The 21,160-nt window shown below is 67.2% G+C and carries 10 protein-coding genes and 1 riboswitch; of the genes, 3 read left to right on the forward strand and 7 right to left on the reverse strand.

Going from position 1 to position 21,160, the window contains the following annotated elements:
- Nucleotides 1–48: 48 nt before the first annotated feature.
- Both O0J73_RS09825 and O0J73_RS09830 read right to left on the reverse strand, forming a co-directional pair.
- Nucleotides 49–1,713 carry an MFS transporter gene (locus O0J73_RS09825; protein WP_049455826.1) on the reverse strand — a complete coding sequence of 555 codons (1,665 nt, stop codon included), beginning with the start codon at nt 1,711–1,713 and terminating at the stop codon, nt 49–51.
- A gap of 143 nt (nt 1,714–1,856) precedes the next feature.
- Nucleotides 1,857–3,284: a DcaP family trimeric outer membrane transporter gene (locus O0J73_RS09830; protein ID WP_197563319.1), complete on the reverse strand. Its 1,428-nt coding sequence runs from the start codon at nt 3,282–3,284 to the stop codon at nt 1,857–1,859.
- 245 nt (nt 3,285–3,529) lie between these two features.
- Here O0J73_RS09830 and acs point away from each other — a divergent pair, with 245 nt between their 5' ends.
- The 3 genes from acs (at nt 3,530) to O0J73_RS09845 (ending at nt 7,171) form a co-directional block, all read left to right on the forward strand.
- On the forward strand, nt 3,530–5,473 hold the full coding sequence (acs, locus tag O0J73_RS09835; RefSeq protein ID WP_308308598.1) for an acetate--CoA ligase: 1,944 nt from the start codon (nt 3,530–3,532) through the stop codon (nt 5,471–5,473).
- A gap of 121 nt (nt 5,474–5,594) precedes the next feature.
- Nucleotides 5,595–6,251: a response regulator transcription factor gene (locus O0J73_RS09840; RefSeq protein ID WP_308308599.1), complete on the forward strand. Its 657-nt coding sequence runs from the start codon at nt 5,595–5,597 to the stop codon at nt 6,249–6,251.
- A 166-nt stretch (nt 6,252–6,417) separates the two neighbouring features.
- Nucleotides 6,418–6,507, forward strand: a riboswitch (yybP-ykoY riboswitch).
- An 88-nt stretch (nt 6,508–6,595) separates the two neighbouring features.
- Nucleotides 6,596–7,171 carry a manganese efflux pump MntP family protein gene (locus O0J73_RS09845; protein WP_006477310.1) on the forward strand — a complete coding sequence of 192 codons (576 nt, stop codon included), beginning with the start codon at nt 6,596–6,598 and terminating at the stop codon, nt 7,169–7,171.
- A gap of 144 nt (nt 7,172–7,315) precedes the next feature.
- On the opposite strand, the gene O0J73_RS09850 is transcribed toward O0J73_RS09845, so the two are convergent.
- The 5 genes from O0J73_RS09850 to glyS all read right to left on the reverse strand — a co-directional run bounded on the left by O0J73_RS09850 (nt 7,316) and on the right by glyS (nt 21,120).
- On the reverse strand, nt 7,316–10,762 hold the full coding sequence (locus O0J73_RS09850) for a PAS domain-containing hybrid sensor histidine kinase/response regulator (protein WP_308308600.1): 3,447 nt from the start codon (nt 10,760–10,762) through the stop codon (nt 7,316–7,318).
- Nucleotides 10,763–10,897: 135 nt separating this feature from the next.
- The gene (locus tag O0J73_RS09855; protein WP_308308601.1) at nt 10,898–13,045 is read right to left on the reverse strand and encodes a S46 family peptidase; all 2,148 of its coding nucleotides are present in this window, start codon (nt 13,043–13,045) and stop codon (nt 10,898–10,900) included.
- A 170-nt stretch (nt 13,046–13,215) separates the two neighbouring features.
- Nucleotides 13,216–17,076 carry a translocation/assembly module TamB domain-containing protein gene (locus O0J73_RS09860; protein WP_308308602.1) on the reverse strand — a complete coding sequence of 1,287 codons (3,861 nt, stop codon included), beginning with the start codon at nt 17,074–17,076 and terminating at the stop codon, nt 13,216–13,218.
- On the reverse strand, nt 17,073–18,869 hold the full coding sequence (locus O0J73_RS09865) for an autotransporter assembly complex family protein (RefSeq protein ID WP_080357197.1): 1,797 nt from the start codon (nt 18,867–18,869) through the stop codon (nt 17,073–17,075). Before O0J73_RS09865 ends, O0J73_RS09860 begins: the two co-directional genes overlap by 4 nt.
- Nucleotides 18,870–19,044: 175 nt before the next feature.
- Complete coding sequence (glyS, locus tag O0J73_RS09870) at nt 19,045–21,120, reverse strand: glycine--tRNA ligase subunit beta (RefSeq protein WP_308308603.1); 2,076 nt, start codon at nt 21,118–21,120, stop codon at nt 19,045–19,047.
- Nucleotides 21,121–21,160 lie beyond the last annotated feature (40 nt).

Raw genomic sequence — 21,160 nt, forward strand, 5'->3', positions numbered from 1 at the left:
GCCGCGGTCTGCACCGCGGCCTTCCCTTCACTGCATGGAACCCAACGGTTATTTGGTGATATCCACGTCCTTGGTCTCACGCAGGAACAGGCCACCCACCACCACCGACATCAGCGCGATGATGATCGGGTACCACAGGCCGTAGTACAGGTTGCCGGTACCGGCCACCAGCGCGAACGAGATCGCCGGCAGGAAGCCACCGAACCAGCCGTTGCCGATGTGGTACGGCAGCGACATCGAGGTGTAGCGGATGCGGGTCGGGAACAGTTCGACCAGGTAGGCGGCGATCGGGCCGTAGACCATGGTCACGTACAGCACCAGCAGCCACAGCATGAAGATCGTGCCGGCGATGTTGATGCGCGCGCCATCGGCCTTGGCCGGGTAGCCCGCCGTGGTCAGCGCGGTCTTCAGTTCCGCACCGAACGCGTCGGCCTTGGCCTTGCCTTCGTCCTTGCTCAGGCCGGCGGCCTCGTACGAGGTGACACTGGCGCTGCCCACGTTCACCATCGCCAGCGAACCGGCGGCGGCGGGCTGCACGTCGTACGGCACGCCGGCCTTGGTCAGCGCGGCGGTGGCCACGTCGCAGGAGCTGGTGAACTTGCGCAGGCCCACCGGATCGAACTGGAACGAGCAGGTCGCCGGATCGGCAACCACCAGCGCCGGCGAACTGCTGCGGGCTTCCTCGATGGCCGGGTTGGCGAAGTGGGTCAGGCCCTTGAAGATCGGGATGTAGGTGACGGCAGCCAGCAGGCAGCCGGCCAGGATGATCTTCTTGCGGCCGATACGGTCGGACAGCCAACCGAAGAAGATGAAGAACGGCACGCCCAGCGCGAGCGCAGCGGCGATCAGCAGGTAGGAGGTGGTGGCATCGACCTTCAGCATGCTGCTGAGGAAGAACAGCGCGTAGAACTGGCCGCCGTACCAGACCACGGCCTGGCCCGCCGCAGCGCCGAGCAGGACCAGCAGCATCAGCTTCAGGTTGCCGCCCTTCAGGCTGTCACGGAACGGCGTCTTGGAGCCCTTGCCTTCCGACTTCATCTGCTGGAACAGCGGCGACTCGCTCAGCTGCAGGCGGATCCACACCGAGATGCCCAGCAGCAGGATCGAGACCAGGAACGGGATGCGCCAGCCCCAGGCTTCGAAGGCTTCGTTGCCGAGGAAGTAGCGGCAGGCCAGGATGATCAGCAGCGACATGAACAGGCCGAGCGTGGCGGTGCACTGGATGAAGCTGGTGTACAGGCCACGCTTGTCGTCCGGCGCGTGCTCGGCCACGTAGGTGGCAGCACCGCCGTACTCACCGCCCATCGCCAGGCCCTGGGCCAGGCGCAGCACGATCAGGATGACCGGGGCAGCAAAGCCGATCGTGGCGTAGTTGGGCAGCACGCCGACCAGGAAGGTCGAGATGCCCATGATCAGGATGGTGACCAGGAAGGTGTACTTGCGGCCGATGCGGTCGCCGAGGCTGCCGAAGAAGGCCGCGCCGAACGGTCGCACGAAGAAGCCGGCAGCGAATGCCAGCAGCGCGAAGATCATGCCGGTGGTTTCGTTGACGCCACTGAAGAACTGCTTGGCGATGATGGCGGCGAGCGAGCCGTACAGGAAGAAGTCGTACCACTCGAACACCGTGCCGAGGCTCGATGCGAAGATGACCTTCTTGTGGCCCTGGGTCAGGGTGCCCGCTGGATTGTGCGGGCTTGATGCAGTGCTGGACATGGGACGTGTTCCCTCTGTAGGTGCCGACCTTGGTAGGCACTCAATTTGGCAGGTTCCGGCCGCTGGCCGGCACACAATCTCGGTAGGTGCCGACCGTGATCGGCACCCCATCTCGGTAGGTGCCGACCTTGGTCGGTACTCTTTTAGAAGCTGTATTTGGTGGTGAACTGCAATCGGGTGATGTCACCCTTGTTGCCGTTCTCGATCTCGCGACGGCCGTACATCAGCTCGGCACCGATATCGACCTTGGGCAGCGGTGAGTAGAAGATGTTGCCGCGCACGCTCTGCACGCTCTTGGTCACCAGCGGGCCCAGCACGCTGTCGTTGTCGTAGTCGCTGCGCGCGTAGATCAGGTTGGTGCGCAGCTTCGGCGAGAACGCATGGCGCCAGCCCACATAACCGGCAAGCACGCCGGTCGGGTTGAGCTCGTCGCGGGCCACGTCGTAGGCGCTGTCGGCGGTGATGCCCAGGCCGATGTAGCGGGCGATGCCTTCGCCGCCGGTCAGCTGGTAGTGCAGCGAATCGCTGTCACCCATCACCCACTTGCCGCCCAGGGTCAGGCCGCCGGCCACCTTGTCGGCCTTGGCGCCGGTGGCCTGGTTGTCGACCTTCAGCTGGCGGACGATGCCGCCGACACCGAAGGTGCCCCAGTCGCCCTTCCAGCCATAGCGCAGGGTCAGGTCGGGCAGGCTGCCACGATCGGAGTTGGCACTGGCATTGGTCCAGGCGCCGGTGACCGGGTTGCGGGTACCGGTGAGGGTGGTGGTTTCCGGGTTTTCCAGCGCGACGCTGAAGCCGCCCTGGGTGTAACGCACCTGGGCCTGGCGCACGAAGATCACGCCGTCGGTGGGGCCGACGAAGTCGACCGCTTCCGGCAGTGCGGCGGCGTCCATGAAGTTGGACCAGGTCTGGCCGGCCAGCCAGTTGTTCCAGTACATGTAGGCGTGGCGCAGGGTCACGCCATAGGTGTTGGTAGCGGTCTGGTTGCCCAGCGAATTGCCGAAGAAGTCCATCTCGAAGAATGCACCGGCCTTGTTGCCCGACTCGCTCACGTTGTCGATGCCCAGGTTGAAGCGCGAGAACTTGGCGTGGGCGTTGAGGTCGGTGCCCGAACGCTTGCCGCTGCCGCCGGCGCCTTCCACCGGGGTCTGGCCCGGCAGGTACAGCGAACGGCCGGTGGCATCGTCGGCCAGCTGGCCATCGCTGGTCTGGGTGGCCAGGAAGTCGGCCTTGATGAAGCCGCCGATCTTGACCGTGGTGCCCGGCGCGGCGCCCGGAGTGAGGGTGGTGACCTGGATCGGCTGCTTCCCGGCCGGCACCTGTGCGACCGGCTTCTGCCCGGCCTGCACCGTGCGGACTTCGGTCACCGCCTGCTGGGTCTGGCTGATCTGGGTCTGCTGTTGTTGCTGCGAAGACAGCAGCAGCTGAACCTGGCGTTCCAGTTCGGCAACGCGTGCTTCCAGCGCTTTCTCTTTGGCGGTCTCTGCGAACGCCATGCCCGGTGCGACCAGGGCGACCAACAGGCAGGCCGCCAAAGGTGTGCGCACGGCTTTCAACGTACGGTGGCTCATGTTGCCCTCTCTCCCAAGTGGCAAGGTGATGCCGCGCGTGGGGCACGGTCGAGCCGAGACTGCGGGGCGTTCGCGCACAGCGGCTATTCGCCATTGGTCGAACCCGGCCCTGCTGGGCGCTCACTTTCGACCATGGTCTAACCAGAGTGGTGACGCGGCCGGGGGTGGATGGGGCAAACTGAGGGGAATCGGTCGCCGCGATGCTGCGACCGCACATACAAAGTCAACGTGCAAGTGAGGGTGCCATGGCTGATATCTACCCCGTCGATCCGCAGTTCGCCGCCAAGGCACGCATCGACAAGACGTCGTACGAACAGCAGTACCAGGCTTCGGTGACCGACCCGGATGGTTTCTGGGGCAAGGCCGCCGAGCGCCTGCAATGGATGCGCAAGCCGACGAAGATCAAGAACGTCAGCTACGACCTGTCCGACTTCCACATCAAGTGGTTCGAGGATGGCGAACTCAACGCCAGCGTGAACTGCCTGGACCGCCAGCTGGACACGCGCGGCGACAAGACCGCGCTGCTGTTCGAACCGGATGGTCCCGACGCGCCGGCCCAGCACGTGACCTATCGCGAGCTGTACGAGCGCACCTGCCGCCTCGGCAACGCGCTGCGCAACCTGGGCGTCAAGAAGGGCGACCGGGTCACCATCTACCTGCCGATGATCGTCGACGCTGCGGTGGCGATGCTGGCCTGCGCGCGCATCGGTGCGATCCACTCGGTGGTGTTCGGTGGCTTCGCGCCGAACTCGATCGCCGACCGCGTCAGCGACTGCCAGAGCAAGCTGATCATCACCGCCGACGAGGGCCTGCGCGGCGGCCGCAGGATTCCGCTGAAGGCCAACGTCGATGCCGCGCTGAAGCTGCCCGGCACCAATACCGTGGAAACCGTGCTGGTGGTGCGCCACACCGGCGGCGCGGTGGACATGCAGGCGCCGCGCGACCGCTGGTTCCACGACGTGGTGGACAGCCAGCCGGCCACCTGCGAACCCGAGCGCATGAGCGCGGAAGACCCGCTGTTCATCCTCTACACGTCCGGTTCCACCGGCAAGCCGAAGGGCGTGCTGCACACCACCGGTGGCTACCTGCTGTACGCGGCCTACACCCATGAAGCGGTGTTCGACCTGCGCGAGGACGACATCTACTGGTGCACCGCCGACGTCGGCTGGGTCACCGGCCACAGCTACATCGTGTACGGGCCGCTGGCCAACGGCGCAACCTCGCTGATGTTCGAAGGCGTGCCGAACTATCCGGATACCTCGCGGTTCTGGAACGTGATCGACAAGCACAAGGTGTCGATCTTCTACACCGCCCCGACCGCCATCCGTGCGTTGATGCGCGAGGGCGAGGAGCCGGTGAAGAAGACTTCGCGCGCCTCGCTGCGCCTGCTGGGCAGCGTCGGCGAGCCGATCAATCCGGAAGCCTGGCGCTGGTACTACGAAGTGGTCGGCGACAGCCGCTGCCCGATCGTCGATACCTGGTGGCAGACCGAGACCGGCGGCATCCTGATTTCGCCGCTGGCCGGCGCCATGGACCTCAAGCCGGGGTCGGCCACCCTGCCCTTCTTCGGCGTGCAGCCGGCGCTGGTCAATGCCGATGGCGAGATCCAGGACGGCCCGACCGAGGGCAACCTGATCATCCGTGATTCCTGGCCGGGCCAGATGCGCACGGTGTACGGCGATCACCAGCGTTTCATCGACACCTATTTCCGTACCTACCCGGGCAGCTACTTCACCGGCGACGGTTGCCGCCGCGACGAGGACGGCTACTACTGGATCACCGGCCGCGTCGACGATGTGATCAACGTGTCCGGCCACCGCATCGGCACCGCCGAAGTGGAAAGCGCGCTGGTCTCGCACCCGAAGGTTGCCGAAGCGGCCGTGGTCGGTTTCCCGCACGACGTGAAGGGCCAGGGCATCTACGCCTACGTGACACTGGTAGCCGAAGAAGCACCGAGCGACGAACTGCAGAAGGAACTGGTCGCCTGGGTGCGCAAGGAGATCGGACCGATCGCCACGCCGGACCACCTGCAGTGGGCGCCGGGCCTGCCGAAGACCCGCTCGGGCAAGATCATGCGCCGCATCCTGCGCAAGATCGCCGAGAACGCGCCGGACCAGCTCGGTGACACCTCGACCCTGGCCGATCCGTCGGTGGTGGCGTCGCTGGTGGACGAGCGCAAGGTGCGCTGATGGCGTGACTGCAGGCGCAGGACGCGCCAGGGACGTGGCCGGGAGGAGGGACCCGGCCGTGTCCGACCCGTCCTGCACCTGCCATCACGTCGCTCCTTTTCCTGATCGATAAGCTCGACCCATGACCACCCTCCTGATTGCCGATGACCACCCGCTGTTCCGCGAAGCCCTGCGTGGGGCGGTGCAGCGGGTCATCCCGGGCGTGCAGCTGTTCGAGGCCGACAGCGTGGAAGCGCTGTATGCGCTGGCCGACCAGCACAACGACGCCGACCTGGTCCTGATGGATCTCAACATGCCCGGCGCGCAGGGTTTCAACGCCCTGGTGCACATGCGCTCGCTGCACCCGCACCTGCCGGTGGTGGTGGTGTCCGCACGCGAAGAAGCCACGGTGATGCGCCGCGCGCTCGACCACGGCGCGCTCGGCTTCATTCCGAAGTCGGCCGATTCGGACACCATCGGCCATGCACTGGGCACCATCCTCGATGGCGAGACCTGGGCACCGCCGGAAGCGCACAACGTACCGCCCACCGGCAGCGAGGAACGCGAAGTGGGCCAGCGCCTGCGCGAGCTGACCCCGCAGCAGTTCCGCGTGCTGCAGATGCTGGGCGCCGGCCGCTTGAACAAGCAGATCGCCTACGACCTCAACGTATCCGAAGCGACGATCAAGGCGCATGTCACTGCGATCCTGCGCAAGCTGGGCGTGACCAATCGCACCCAGGCGGTGCTGATGGCCGGCAATTCCCTGAAACGCGCGAAACGCATGAAACCGCTCCGGTAGGTGCCAAGCTTGCTTGGCACGCTTTTGACGTTGCACCTGCCGGCCAGCGGCCGGCACTACCACGCACCGCTGTGCTCGCGGTATAGCCATCGCTATACAAACCAGCCCTGCCTGCGCATTTCGCTGGAAATGCGCCACGCGCGGATCACGGTGCTAAGCTTCGCGTCCCCTTGGGGAGTAGCCGGATTCCTTCGCAGGAATCGTCCACGTCAACATACTCGGCCAGTGCGCCGTGGCGTGGACAGCCATGATGGTTGGCGAGACCAGCGGCCCGCGCGCGCAACGTCAGGTTGGGCGCGAGCGCAGGCCGTGCGTCCGTCCTAGCCCGACCTCAGCCGCCGCCCATGTCCCCCATTTCGATCCTCCTGATCGGCTTTGCCATGTCCACCGATGCCTTCGCCGCTGCAATCGGCAAGGGTGCGGCCATGCGCAAGCCGGTGTTCCGCGATGCACTGCGTGCCGGCATCATCTTCGGCGTCATCGAGGCGATCACGCCCCTCATCGGCTGGCTGCTCGGCCGTGCCGCCCTGCAGTACGTCGAAGCCTTCGACCACTGGATCGCCTTCGGCCTGCTCGGCGCGCTGGGCATCCACATGATCTACAACGGCCTGCGCCCTGACAGTGCCGAGGAAGAAGGAGATCCTTCGCAGCACCACGGCTTCTGGAAACTGGCGCTGACCGGCTTTGCCACCAGCATCGACGCGATGGCGGTGGGCATCGGCCTGGCCTTCATGGACGTGCATATCGGCGTGATGGCTGCGGTGATCGGCCTGTGCACGCTGACCATGGTCACTGCCGGCATCATGCTCGGCCGCGTGCTGGGCAGCATGGTCGGCAAGCGCGCCGAGATCATCGGCGGCGTGATCCTGGTGATCATCGGTGCGACGATCCTGTACGAACACCTGCACGGCGTGGGTTAGCGCGCCGAAAGCGAGAGATGCGTGGTTGCCGGCCAGCGGCCGGCACTACCAGGCAAGGTTCTACCGCCGGACTGATCATGCTTTGGTAGATGCCAGGCTTGCCTGGCATGGTTTCACGCCACGGTTGCCGGCCAGCGGCCGGCACTACTGCGCATCGCGCAGCGCGCCCGGGAAGGCGCGCAGCGAGGCCGGCTTGATGGGTTTGGTCAGCACGCGGTAGCCGCGCTCGCGCGCCATCCGCTTCAGTTCATCGCGGCCGTCGGCGGTCAACAGCGCGCCGGGCAGTGGGTAGCCCGCCGCATCGCGCAGGGCCACCAGCGCATCCAGGCCGTCCATGCGGTCGTGCAGGTGATAGTCCACCAGCATCACCTGCGGGCGCTCGGCGATCTTCTCCAGCGCCTGGTCGACGGTCGCAGCGGTGATCACCTGCACCTGCCAGCGGCCGAGCAGCGCGCGCATGCCGTCGAGGATTTCCTCGTCATTGTCCACGCACAGCACGCGCAGCCCGGCCAGCGAATCGCTGCGCACCGGTGCGGCCACGGCCTGTACCGGCGAGGCCATCTCGGTATAACCGGGCAGCGGTGCCACCCGCGGCAGGATGATCGAGAACATCGAACCACTGCCCACGCGGCTGCGCGCATTGAGGCGATGATCGAGCAGGCGCGAGATGCGCTGGCAGATCGACAGGCCCAGGCCGAGGCCCTGCTCGCCCCAGTCGAACGGCTGCTGGTAACGGTGGAATTCGTCGAAGATCTGCCGCATGTGGTGCTCGGGAATGCCGGGGCCGGTATCCCACACCTGCAGTTCCACTTCGTCGCCGCGGTGGCGTACGGCCAGCACGATGCGGCCCTGGCGGGTATAGCGCAGCGCGTTGGCCAGGAAGTTCTGCAGCACGCGGCGCAACAGGCGGCGGTCGCTGCGTACCCACGCCGGTCGCGCGAACAGGTCCAGGCGCAGGCCACGGCCGGCGGCCACCGGGGTGTACTGCGCAGCCAGTTCGCGCATCAGCGCGCTCACGTCGAACTCGCCGATCACCGGGTGCAGGCCACCGGCATCCAGTCGCGACACATCCAGCAGGCCATCGAGCAGTTCTTCGGCAGCACGCAGCGAGGCATCCACGCGTTCGGCCAGATGCTTCTGCTCGTCACTGACGTGGTCACTGTCACGCAGCGCGGAGGCAAACAGGCGCGCGGCATTCAGCGGTTGCAGCACGTCATGGCTGATTGCCGCCAGGAAGCGGGTCTTCGACTGCTGCGCGACCTCGGCCTCATGCGAGCGCTCGGCCACGCGCTGTTCCAGCGTCTCGTTGGCTTCCAGCAGTGCTTTTTCCGCGTGCTTGTAATCGGTGATGTCGTTGTAGCTGGTCACGTAGCCACCACCAGGCAGCGCCTGGCCGCGCATCTCGATCACCTTGCCATCGCTGCGGGTGCGCTCGAACACGTGCGGTGAACCGGCGCGCATGTAGCCGATGCGGCGGTTGATCTGCACTTCGATATCGCCCTCGCCAAGCTCGCCGCGCTCGGCGTTGTAGCGGATCAGATCCGCCACCGGGCGCCCCACGTACAGCATGCCGTCGGGGTAACCGAACATGTCCTGGTAACGACGGTTCCAGGCGGTCAGGCGCATGTCCGGATCGACCACGCTGACCCCGGCACTGATGTTCTCCAGCGTGGTCGACAGAATCTCGCGATTGAAGCGCAGCTCCTGCCCGGCTTCATCCAGCACCGCCACCACTTCGCCCAGGTCCATGCCCGAGCCGCGCAGCAGGCTGGTCAGCAGCAGGCGCGCGGAGGCCGCGCCGATCGATGCGGCCAGCAACCGCTCGGTGAACTGCACCCAGGGCCGGTCGGCCGGTGCCGAGGACTGCAGCTCGCGTCCCAGCGACTGCGCCTGTTCGAAGAAGGCGCGCCGCGCGTGGCGTTCACCGACCACGCGCGAGGCCAGCGCCAGCAGGTCGCCCACGTGCACATGACCGGGCCAGCCACCGGCCACCGAGGGGCGCTCGGCATACGGATCGAGGAACGGCGCGGCGCGCAGCCGCTCGTCCACGCCTGGCCGCCAGCGCGCGGACACCAGCATCATCGTCGCCGCGTTGACCAGCAGTGACCAGAACGTGCCATGGGTCAGCGGGTCCCAACCGGTCATCCCGAACAACTGCTGCGGGCGCAACCAGGTGATGTCGAACGGGCCGTTCTGCACCCAGCCGGCATCCATCCAGCCGGCCATCGTCATCGCCGGCAGCAGCAGCGTGTACAACCATGTGCCGAAGCCCAGCAGCATGCCCGCCTCGACACCGCGGCGGCTGGCGCCACGCCAGTACAGGCCACCGATCAACCCCGGTGCGAACTGCGCCACCGCAGCGAACGCCATCAGGCCGTAGCTGGCCAGGGTGCTGTCGTTGCTGCTGCTGCGGTAGTAGCTGTAGGCCATCAGTGCCAGCAGCAGGATCGCCAGCCGGCGGATCCACAGCACGCGCGAGGCCACGTCGGCCGCTTCCTGGTGATCACCACTTCGACGCAGCAGCACCGGCATCACCAGGTCGTTGCTGACCATCGTGGCCAGCGCGATCGAGGACACGATCACCATGCCGGTGGCCGCGGAGAACCCCCCGATATAGGCAATCAACGCCAGTGCGCTGCGCCCTTCCGCCAGCGGCAGGGCCAGCACCATCGAGTCATCGGCCACGCCACTGCCGGTGCCGAACAGGCTGACGCCGGCGGTGGCGATCGGCAGCACCATCGCCGAGATGAGCACCAGGTAGCCGCCGAACATCCAGCGCGCACGGCGTACGTCGCGCACATCCCCGCACTCGACAACCGCTACGTGGAACTGGCGCGGCAGGCAGATGATGGCGAGGAAGCTGAGCAGCGTCTGCGACAGGAAGCCCACCGGAGGCAGCTCGGTGAACAGCGTATGCACCGACTCCACCACCGCTTCGTTGCGGTCGCTGAGCCAGACGTAGGCGAACACGCCCACCGCCACCATGGCCACCAGCTTGATCACGGACTCCAGCGCAATGGCCAGCATCATGCCGTGATGATGCTCGGTGGCATCGACCTGGCGGGTACCGAACAGGGTGGCAAACAGCGCCATCAACAACGCCACGTACAACGCCGGGTCACTGAAGAAGCCGGTCGGGCCGGTGTTGCCGGTCAGTACCTGCAGGCTCATCGCCACCGCTTTGTACTGCAGGGCCAAGTACGGAACGATGCCGATCAGCGCGATGATCGCCACCAGCGCTGCCAACCGCCGCGAGCGGCCGAAACGCGAGGAGATGAAATCGGCGATGGAGACCACGTTCTGGCTGCGCGCGATCAGTGCCAGGCGCTCGATGATGCGCCAGCCAAACAACAGCAGCAGCAAGGGCCCGATGTAGATCGGCAGGTAGCCGATGCCGTTGCGCACGGCGGTGCCGACCGCGCCGTAGAAGGTCCACGACGAGCAGTACACCGCCAGCGCCAGGCTGTAGACCACCGGCCGCAGCCACGGCCGGTCGGGATACATGGGCCGGCGGTCACCCCACCACGCCACGCCGAACAGCAGCGCGGCATAGGCAACCGAGACCAGCAGCAGGATCCAGCTGGAGACCACGCGCGTGTTTCCGTCGGAGGAACCCGCAGTGTAGGCCAGGCATGGCCGGGTGTACGGGCTCGTTGGGGGCAACCACCCCCACCAGGGTGGGGGCCTACGCGGTGCAGGCCACGACCATTGGTCGTGGCCGGCTTCTTACTGGGCCGGCACGCCCATTTCCTTCAGCAGCTCGGGCGCCGGGTAGACCTTGGCCAGCAGCCAGCGCAGGTAGCGCATGTCCACGTGCACGGCGCGCTTGTAGCGCGGGTCGAACCACCAGCTGGCGCTGACCGACTCCCAGTTGCTGTCGAAATTCAGGCCGATCAGTTCACCCTTGGCGTTGAGCACCGGCGAGCCGGAATTGCCGCCGGTGGTGTCCAGGTTGGTCAGGAAGTTGACCGTCTGGGTCTTCAGCGCCGGATCGGCGGTGCTGCCGAAGTCACCCTTGGCGATCGCAGCCAGCAGCGGCTTGGGTGCATCGAACGGATAGGCGTTGGTGTTCTTCTCGACGATGCCGGCCACGGTCGTCACCGGCGAGTAGCTCACGCCATCGCGCGGATGCAATGCTTCCACCTTGCCGTAGCTGATGCGCAGGGTACGGTTGGCATCCGGGTACACCGCACGGCCCTGCTTGGCACGCCAGGCGAACAGCGCCTGCATGTAGGCCGGGCGCAGGCGCAGCTGCTCGCCTTCGCGGGTCTTGCTCTCGTTCTCGATGCGCAGCTGCGCGGCCACCAGCGGGCCGGCCACGGCGATCAGCGGATCGGCGGCCAGCGCCTTGCCTTCGCGCGCTGCGGCAAAGCGCGACAGGCGCTGTGCTTCATCGCCCAACTGGGTGCCGGCGTACAGGGTGTCCAATGCCTTGGCCAGCTGCTGCGGGGTGCGGCCGAAGGCGGCGTCGAACTCGGCCACGCGCTGCGCGTCCGGCAGCTGCTGGTAACGGGTCAGCAGGGTGGTCAGCAGCGCCTTCTCGACCTCCGGCGCGTAGCGGCGCTGGACCTGCTTGAGCACGCCTTCGATCATCGCCTGGTCGCGCTGCTGGTAGCCGCTCTCGCGCTGCGCGTCGGGCTTGGCCGACTCGATGCGCAGGCGCTCCAGCAGCAATGCCGAGCGCAGCAGCTGGCTCTGCGCGGCCATCTGGTCCAGCAGCAGGTCACGCTCGCCCACCGCCGCGCCCTGCGACAGGTTGGCCAGCAGCGCCTTGATGTCGCCCTGATACCTGCGGTCGGCGGCGGCCAACATCGCCGTCTCGTCGGCGGCACGCTGCGCCTTGGCGTCGCTGCGCAGCAGGCCTTCCAGCTCACCGGCGGCGCGCTTGCGGTTGTTCTTCAGCGACTGCAGCTGCGAGGCGTAGCGGGTACGCGCCTGCGCATCCTTGGCGCTGGCCGCCTCGATGGTGTCGATCATCTGCTGGAACACCGACACGCGGCGCGGCAGCACGGTATCGATCTGGCCGGCGAATTCGGCCGCGGTGCGGTGGCGGTAGGTGATGCCCGGGTAACCGGCCAGCATCGCGTAATCGCCTTCCTTCGGCCCTTCCACCGACATCTGCAGGTGTGCCGGCGCCTGGTAGGGCACGTTGTCCTTGCTGTAGGCAGCCGGCTTGCCGTCCTTGCCGACGTAGGCACGCAGCAGGGTGAAGTCGCCGGTGTGGCGCGGCCACATGAAGTTGTCGATCTCGTCGCCGTAGTTGCCGATCGCACGCGGCGGCGCGTAGACCAATCGCACGTCGCTCAGTTCCAGCTGGGCGATGCGGTAGAAGTCGGTGCCGTAGTACATGTTGGCGACCGAACAACGCACGCTGCCGTCCTTCTCGCACTCGGCCACGATCTGCTTGCTGGCCGCATCCACCGCATCGAAGTAGGCACGGCCGGTCTTGCCGCGCGCCTGCGCCAGCACCTGGTCGGTCACCTTGTCGAAGCCGACGGTGACCAGCACGCGGAAGTCCGGGTTGGCCGGGCGCTCATCGGCACGGTCCCTGGCAATGAAACCGCCGTTGATCAGGTCGTGCTCGGGCGAGCTGTTGTACTGGATCACGCCCATCGCCACGTGATGGTTGGTCAGCAGCAGGCCGTCGGCGGACACGAACGAGCCGGTGCCGCCACCGGCACGCACCACCGCGCTCAGCGGCGGCGCGGTGACGTTGGCCAGGTCGGCCGGATTGCCCTTGAAACCGGCCGCCTGCAGCGGCTTGGCCAGTTCCGGCAGCTGGGTCGGCATCCACATGCCTTCATCGGCGTGGGCACCGGCGGCGAGGGTCAGGCCGAAGGCCAGGGCGGTGGGAAGGGCTTTGCGTGGTGACATGGGGCAATCCGGTACGACAGAACAGCCCGGGACCATAGCCGCTGGGGGCGGATGGGGCAACGGCCGATGGTTGGGTCGACGTGCACGGCAGTGCCGGCCGCTGGCCGGCAACCCACGCAGGTCGGGAGAAACGGTGCAGTTGCCGGCCAGCGGCCGGCACTACCGCATCGTTATTTCTCCCGCCGCCAGTTGATCGAACCGCGGTTTTCCACCGTGCTCGATTCCACTTCCACGTCGAAGCCGCGGCGCAGCAGGTACTTCAGCGTGATCACCGAACCGGCACCGACCAGCGACACGCCGTAGCCGACGTACAGCTTGGGCGAGATGTATTTGCCCACGCCGATCACCGAGCCCCCGAACGCGCGCGACTGGCTTACGCCGGCATCGTCCAGGCCCAGCTTGGCGCCCAGCTGCGAGGCCAGCAGGCCACTGCCTGCAGAGAGTGCCGCCGAGGCCGCGTTGACCTGCTGGGTCTGGTCGCTGCTGGCGCCGGTCAGGCTGCGGCCCAGCACCAGATAGGCCAGCGCCTCGGACTGCGACATCGCCGGATCGGACCACACGTCCGCACGCGGCTGCTGCGCACGCCCGGTCACGTCGATGCCCGCCGTGACATCACCGACCCGGCGCTCGGCGCGGATGTTGATGCGCGGGTCGGACACCGCGTTGTAGTTCCAGGTCAGGTTGCCACGGGTGATGGTCAGGTCCTGCCCATACGCCTTGTAGCGCCCGCTCACTTCCAGGCCACCATTGGCGGTCATCTCGCGGCCAGGCTTGGCCCAGACCTGCATCTTGCCGGTCAGTGCGCCCTTCAGGCCAAAGCCGGTCATCTTCACCTTGTCGCCGAGGCTGACAACCAGGTCCATGTCCAGCGGCGAGGTGCGCGATTCTTCCGGATCGACCGGATCGAGCACCACCACGTCTTCAGACACCGAAGTACCGCGGTCCAGGCGTTCGAGGTCGATATCGGCCTCGGGCACATGCACGGTGCCACGCAGCTCCATTGCCGCCTTGGCCAGGGTGAAATCGAGGTTGGGATTGGCGACGATGCGCAGTTCGCTGGTGTTGGACAGCAGCACGTTGTCGCCGTGGATCTTCAGCTGCAGCGGCTGTGCATCGCCGAACCACGACAGGCCGCCATCCACGTACAGCGTGCCCTGGCCGGAATTGGCCTGCGCGGTGATCCTGGCCGAGCCATCGGGCTGGGCCACGAAACTGCCCTTGCCCTGGTCGAAGGTCAGGCCCAGCGCCGGGAATTCACCCTTGAAGTTGCTCAGCTGCGCATCACCGCCCAGCGACGGCTGGCCACGCGTGCCGCGCAGGCTGACGTGGCCTTCGATCAGGCCGGTCGGGCGCACGATGTCCGGCGAGAACAGCTCCAGCCAGTACAGCCGCGACATGTTGAGGTAGAGCTCGCCGTTCAACGGCGCGCTGGCTTCCCAGCCGGTCTGCATCTTGGCATCGACGAAGCCGTTGCCCTGGAAGCCCATGCCCAGATAGCCCTTGATGCTGGCCGGGGTCATGTCCAGCTTCAGCGAGAACTGGTCATAGCGCACCAGCTCGCCACGCGATGCATCGCCCACCGTGGTGCGGTTCTCGCCCAGGCGCACGCCGCCTTCCTTCGAGCGCACTTCCACATGGCCTTCCCAGGCGTTGCCGCGCGGGCGGATCTGCGCGTCCAGGCTGACATCGCCGCGCAGGTAGATGCGGCGGCCGGACTGCGGCGGCAGCCACGGCTGCACCAGCGCCAGCGGCAGCGCATCACTGCGCACCACCAGGCCCTCGCGCGGCCAGTTCGCCTGCGCGCACAACGCGCCACTGTTGGCGGCGGCCAGGCAGGCTTCAGACAGGGTGTAGGTGCTGCCGTTGATCGCGAACGCGGCCGGTGCACGCAGCGACCAGGCATCGCCCTTCACCGGTGCGATGCGCAGCGATGCCAGCTCGCCACGCCACTGCGCGCCCTGCTGGCGCACGCTGCCCTGCAGCTCGATCGCGCCCATGTCATTGCGGGTCTGCGCGGCCAGCCGCAGGTTGGACACACTGCCCTGCGCATCGATGTTCAGCCGTTCCAGCAGCATGCCGGCGTTGACCTGCTGGCCCTGCACCGCCAGCGTGCCGCTGTCACCACGCCACGGCAGGTGGCCCTTGATGCTTACGCTCTCGGCGCCGTAGCCATCCCAGTTGAGGTTGTTGCCGATCAGGTCGGCGGTGATGTCCGGCGCATCGCGCGGGCCCTTCACCTGCAACTGGCCACGCAGGCCACCGTCGGCGCCCGGCAGCAGATCGCTCAGCTGCAGCGGTTCGAAGCGTGCGTCGATGTCGAGGCGATCACCGACCTTGCCCGAAGCAGTGACCCGGCTGCTGCCCAGCGACAGCTTCAGGTCGCCCTGGCCTTGATCGCCCTGCAGCGCGAACTTGCCCTGTGCGTCGAGGTTGCGCTGGCGCAGGATGCCCTTCAGCGACGGCAGATCCACCGTGGCTTCCAGCGTGCCGGCCGTGCCCGGTGCGGCATTGGCCGGCGGCGGCAGCTGGCGGCCCTTGGAGGCCAGGTTGCCGGACAGGCGGCCATTCCAGCCCGGCACGAAATAGCCGGGGTCGAAGTCCTTCAGCGTGGCCTTGGCGTCCCAGTCCAGCTGTGGCGCCCAAGCGACCTGGCCTTCCACCTGCAGCTGGCCACCCGGGGTCTGCGCCTGCAGCTGGTGGATCGACGCGGCCTGGTCATTGCCACGCACGTCGAAGCGCAGCTGCGCCTTCTGCTTTTCGCGTTCGACCTCGGCGCGGCCGATCGCCGCCCACGCCTTCAGCGTGCCGGCCAGGCCGAAGCGCGCTTCCTTCAGCGTCACCGGTACCGGCGCGCTGCCGGCGGTGTTCGGGTCTGCGGCCGGCACGTAGGTCAGATCGCGTGCGACCACCGAGAAATTAAGCTTCTGCTGGTCTTCCTGGCTGAAATCGGCCGTACCTTCCAGCCGCGCTTCGCCGCCGAGGCCCTTCACCAGCAACGGCGAAACCTTCAGCACCTGGTCCTGCAGCGACACCACCGACGGTGCCAGTTCCAGTTCCTGGTCGCCCTGCTTCACCTTGCCATGCAGGTTGGCGTTGCCGCCCTTGCCAGCGGCAGTGAAGTCCAGTGCCAACGGTGCGATCGCCGAGCTCGCCAGCGCCGGCGACAGCAGCGACAGATCCAGTTCGTCGCTGCGCACGCTGGCGTTCCAGGTCGGGTCGGTCCGCCCGTCGAACACCAGCATCGCGTGCAGCGGCTTCGGTGCACGCCCGGCCAGCGCCACCTCCATGTGGGCGAGGTCGCCGCGTGCCACCAGCCCCACCGTCGCTGCAGTGCGCCCACGCGGGGCCGGCAGCACCGCCGTGACCGTCACGTCGGTGTCGTAGTCCTTGGCCGGGATGTAGCGGCCCTGGGCGGTGAAATTGCCCATGTCGCTGTCCACGACCAGCTTGTGCGCCTGGAATTCGCCGTTGGCGATTTCGATGCCACCGCGCACGCGGCTGATGTCGATCACCGGCTCGTTGGCCTGGCTGATGCGGAAGCCATCGATGGCGATGGCGTCGGCCTGGATCGCCAGCGGCATCTCGATCTGCGGCAGCGAATCCGGCCACGACGGCAGCTTGAACGGCTCGTCACTCTTGGCCAGGTTCAACGTCGCGTTGGTCAGTTCCAGCTTGTCCAGCAGCAGCTTGCGGCCCAGCAACGGGCGCAGGTCCGGCTCCAGGTGCGCGCGCTCGGCGTGGAAATGGATGTCGTCATAGCGGAAGTCGACGTTGTACAGGGTCAGCGGACCGGCCACCGGGCCGTCCACCTTCTCCCAGGTGAAGCTGGCGCCCACCGGCAGCCGCGCCACCACCTGCGCCAGCAGCACATCGCGGCCGGCCACGGTCTGCAGCAGCCAGTACACCGCCAGCAGGGCCAGCAGCACCAGCCCGATCACGCCGGCGCCGGACCATGCCCAGAAGCGGCGGCGGCGGTAGAAGCGCACGCGCGGCGGCGTGTTCGGGGTCGGCGTGGGTGCGGGCGTGCTCACAGGTCCGCTCCGATGTTCAGGTACAGCTGGAACTGCGAATCCGGGTTGTTCAGGCCGTGCGCCACGTCGATGCGCACCGGGCCGACCGGCGATTTCCAGCGCACGCCGAAGCCGACGCCAGTGTGCAGATCAATGGTGTTGTCGAAGGCGCTGCCGGTATCGACGAACACCGCCGCGCCCCATGGGCCGCCATTGAAGTAGTGCTCGTACTCGGCCGAGCCGATCACCAGGTTCTTGGCGCCCAGTGCGTACTTGTCCGGCGCCGGGGTACGCGGGCCGACCTCGCGGTAGGCGTAGCCGCGGATGCTGCGGTCGCCGCCGGCGAAGTAGCGCAGGCTCGGCGGCATCGCCACCAGGTCGCTGGTCCAGGTGGTGCCGCCCTCGCCGCGCAGGATCAGGCGGTTGCTTTCGCCCACCGGGATGTACCAGCGCAGCACGGCATTGGCCTGCACGAAGCTGGTATCCGAACCGACGCCCTCGATGCCGGTCCGTAGCGTCGCGGTGCCGCTGATGCCCTTGCGCGGGAACATCTGGTCGTCGACGTTGACGTAGTCGGCCACCATCTGCGGGTACACCAGCGTCGAGGTGTTGTAGACCGCATCGGTGAATTCGGTGCCGGAGGCGTAGCGCCAGCGCTCGCGCAGCGCGTTGACCGAGGCGATCGCGGTCCAGTGCTCGTTGATCTCGCCGCTGCGGCTGGCGATCAGCTTGAAGTTGCGCAGGTCGATGTAATCGGTCTGCTCGTCATACGCGCTGGCGGCGAAGGTGTACCAGCCGTCGAGCCAGTTGAACGCCGGGATGCGGTAGCTGGTCACCAGGCTCTTGCGCTTCTGCGCGTAGTCCAGCTGCGTGTTCATCTTGTGGCCGCGGTTGTTCAGGAACCGCCGCTCGATGCCACCACGCACACCCGGGCCGCTCTCGCTGCCGTAGCTCAGACCGGCGGTGTAGATGGTGCGCTTGGCGCGGGTCAGGTTGACGTCCACCGGCACGTCGCCGTTCTCATCAGCCTGGTCCGGCCGCGGCTGGATGTCGATCACGCTGAAGTAGTCCAGCTTGGTCAGCGATTGCCGCAGCCGGTCCAGCTTGCCTTCGTGGTAGTAGCTGCCCTGGTCCCAGTACACCAGCGGGTCGAACAGCTTGTCGACGAAGTAGTCCTGGTGGAAGCGCACCGGGCCCATGTTGTAGCGGCGGCCGCTGTCCCAGGTCAGGTCGATGTCGGCGGCGTTGTCGGCACGGGTGATCTGCACCTGGCGCTGGGTGTAGTCGGCGTCGAAGTAGCCACGCTCGGCCAGGCGGCGGGTGATGGTGATCTTGCTGGCTTCGTACTGGGTGTGCTCGAAGCGCTGGCCCTTGCGCGGCTTGAACGCGGCCAGGTCGTCCTGCAGGTACTGGTCGTAGATCGCCGGGCCGGTGATGTCGATGTGCTCACGACGCACGGTCACCGGGGCACCCTTGTCGACATGGATCAGCACCCGCACGTGCTCATCCTCGCGCGGTGCTTCAACCTTGATCACCGGGTTGTAGTACCCGAACGGTTCCAGCGCCTGGCGGGTCTGCCGCTCGGCCTGCGACAACAGGTACTCCAGGCGCGACTCGCCCTGCTCCTTGCCGATCGTGTCGTACAGCGACAGCGATTCCTGGATGTTCTCGATGATTGCGGCGTCGTCGCCCTTGTCCAATCCCTTGATGTCCACCTTGTCGATGGTGCCGCGCGCGTGGGCCACGGAAGTGGCGGCCAGCGACAGGACCATCAGCGGCAGGGCGTATTTCTTTGGCTGCATGCGGCACAGCATACCGACCGGAGGTGACGATGCGAAATGCATCACGTCATTCGGGATCGGTTGTTAAGTGGCGGTCAAAATACGCGCCTTTGTGGCGATCATCGCGATTGCCAATGAGGAAGCCGGCATCGTGCGCGATGCCGGCAATGACCCCGATGGACATCCGCCGGCACTACCGATACCGGCATCAGCTCGACAGATGCTCGATCGCCGCCACCTTGCCCAGGCGCTCGCCCAGCATCGTCAGCAGCGCCAGGCGGTTGCCACGCAGCGCCGGATCCTCGGCATTGACCATCACGCCATCGAAGAAGGCGTCGACCTGCGGGCGCAGCCGGGCCAGGCGGGCCAGCACGGCCACGTAGTCCTTGTGCTGCAGGCTGGCGCCGGTGTCGTCGATGGCCGCGGTCACTGCTTCAGCCAGCGCGCGCTCGGCGTCTTCCTGCAGCAGCGCCGTGTTGATCTGGGCCGGTATGTCGCCCTCGGCCTTGCGCAGGATGTTGCGGATGCGCTTGTTGGCCGCAGCCAATGCCTCGGCTTCCGGCAGCGCGGCGAAGGTGCCGATCGCATCCAGGCGGCGGTCGAAGTCATACAGCGAGGCCGGCTTCAGCTCGGCCACCGCGTTGAAGTGCGTGGCCGGCACGCCCTTGTCGGCGTAGTAGCCCTTCAGGCGGTCGAGGATGAAGTCGTACAGCTCGCCGACGTCGGCCTGCACGTTGCGCGCGGCCAGGCCGGCGTTGGCGCTGGCCAGCAGCGCGCGCAGGTCCAGCTCGAAGCCGCTCTCGATGATCGTGCGGGCCAGGCCCAGCGCGTTGCGACGCAGGGCGAACGGGTCCTTGTTGCCGGTCGGCTTCAGGCCTGCGGCGAAACCACCGGCCAGCGTGTCCACGCGTTCAGCAATCGCCAGCACCTTGCCCAGCGCCGACAGCGCGATGTCATCGCCACCGAAGCGCGGCTGGTAGGCCTCGTCGATGGCCAGCGCGACCTCGGCCGATTCGCCACCGGCCACGGCGTAGTGGCGGCCGGCGATGCCCTGCAGTTCCGGGAATTCGTTGACCATGCGCGATTGCAGGTCGTTCTTCGCCAGTTCGGCGGCACGCCGTGCCTGCGCAGCGTCGGCGCCAACCTGCGGCGCGATCACCTCGGCCAGGGCGGCCACGCGGGCGACCTTGTCGGCCACGCTGCCCAGCTTGGCCTGGTAGGTCACCGTCTTCAGGCCCTCGCCCATCGACGCCAGGCCCTGCTTCAGGTCTTCGTCGAAGAAGAACTTGGCATCGGCGAAGCGCGGGCGGATCACGCGCTCGTAGCCCTTGGCCACTTCGGCCACGTCCTTCGATTCGATGTTGGCGATGCCGATGAACTTCTCGGTCAGCGTGCCGCTGTCATCCAGCACCGGGAAGAACTTCTGGTTGATCTCCATCGTCTCGATCAGCGCTTCCTGCGGCACCGCCAGGAACGCGCGCTCGAAGCTGCACAGCACCGCCGACGGCCACTCGACCAGGTTCACCACCTGCTCCAGGTTGTCCTCGGTGATGCGGGCGCTGCCGCCGGCCTTGGCCGCAGCGGCTTCGACCTCGGCGACGATGCGCGCGCGGCGCTCGCCCGGGTCGACCAGCACGAACGCGGCGCGCAGGGCTTCCACGTAATCCTGCGGCTGTGCCAGCGACACGGCCTGGTCGTGGTGGAAACGATGGCCACGGCTGACACGGCCAGCCTGCAGGCCGAACAGTTCGGCCTCGACCACGTTGCCACCGTGCAGCAGCACCAGCCAGTGCGCCGGGCGCGCAAAGCCCCAGGCGTGGTCGCCCCAGCGCATCGGCTTGGGAATCGGCATCGCCGCGATCGCCTCGCGCAGGATCTCCGGCAGCAGGCTGGCGGTGCGCGCGCCCGGGGTCACCGCGCGGTGCACGAAGCGCTCGCCCTTGTTGTCCGTGGTCTTCTCCAGCGCGGTCCAGTCGATCCCGGCCTTGGCGGCGAAGCCCTGCAGGGCCTTGGTCGGCTGGCCTTCGGCGTCCAGCGCGATGTTCAGGTACGGGCCCAGCACTTCGCTGTGCTGTTCCGGCTGTTCCAGGCCAACGCCCGGCAGCAGCACGGCCAACCGGCGCGGGGTCGACAACGGGCGGGCGTCGCCCAGTTCCAGTGCGACGCCGCGCTTGCGCAGGCCGTCGACAACGCCATCGAAGAACGCCTGGGCCAGGCCCGGCAGCGCCTTGACCGGCAGCTCCTCGGTGCCCAGTTCGATCAGCAGGGGGGACAGTTGGCTCATCGTTTCAATCCTGTGGTGGGGGCGCAGCGCGCGACGCGTC

Origin of the sequence: Stenotrophomonas sp. Sm6012, from assembly GCF_030985895.1 — a bacterium.
GTDB lineage: Bacteria > Pseudomonadota > Gammaproteobacteria > Xanthomonadales > Xanthomonadaceae > Stenotrophomonas > Stenotrophomonas forensis.

Coding starts and splice junctions, on each gene's coding strand:
- O0J73_RS09840 (WP_308308599.1), top strand. CDS start 5,595: ATGACCACCCTCCTGATTGCCGATGACCACCCGCTGTTCCGCGAAGCC.
- O0J73_RS09830 (WP_197563319.1), bottom strand. CDS start 3,284: ATGAGCCACCGTACGTTGAAAGCCGTGCGCACACCTTTGGCGGCCTGC.
- O0J73_RS09825 (WP_049455826.1), bottom strand. CDS start 1,713: ATGTCCAGCACTGCATCAAGCCCGCACAATCCAGCGGGCACCCTGACC.
- O0J73_RS09845 (WP_006477310.1), top strand. CDS start 6,596: ATGTCCCCCATTTCGATCCTCCTGATCGGCTTTGCCATGTCCACCGAT.
- O0J73_RS09865 (WP_080357197.1), bottom strand. CDS start 18,869: ATGCTGTGCCGCATGCAGCCAAAGAAATACGCCCTGCCGCTGATGGTC.
- acs (WP_308308598.1), top strand. CDS start 3,530: ATGGCTGATATCTACCCCGTCGATCCGCAGTTCGCCGCCAAGGCACGC.
- O0J73_RS09855 (WP_308308601.1), bottom strand. CDS start 13,045: ATGTCACCACGCAAAGCCCTTCCCACCGCCCTGGCCTTCGGCCTGACC.
- glyS (WP_308308603.1), bottom strand. CDS start 21,120: ATGAGCCAACTGTCCCCCCTGCTGATCGAACTGGGCACCGAGGAGCTG.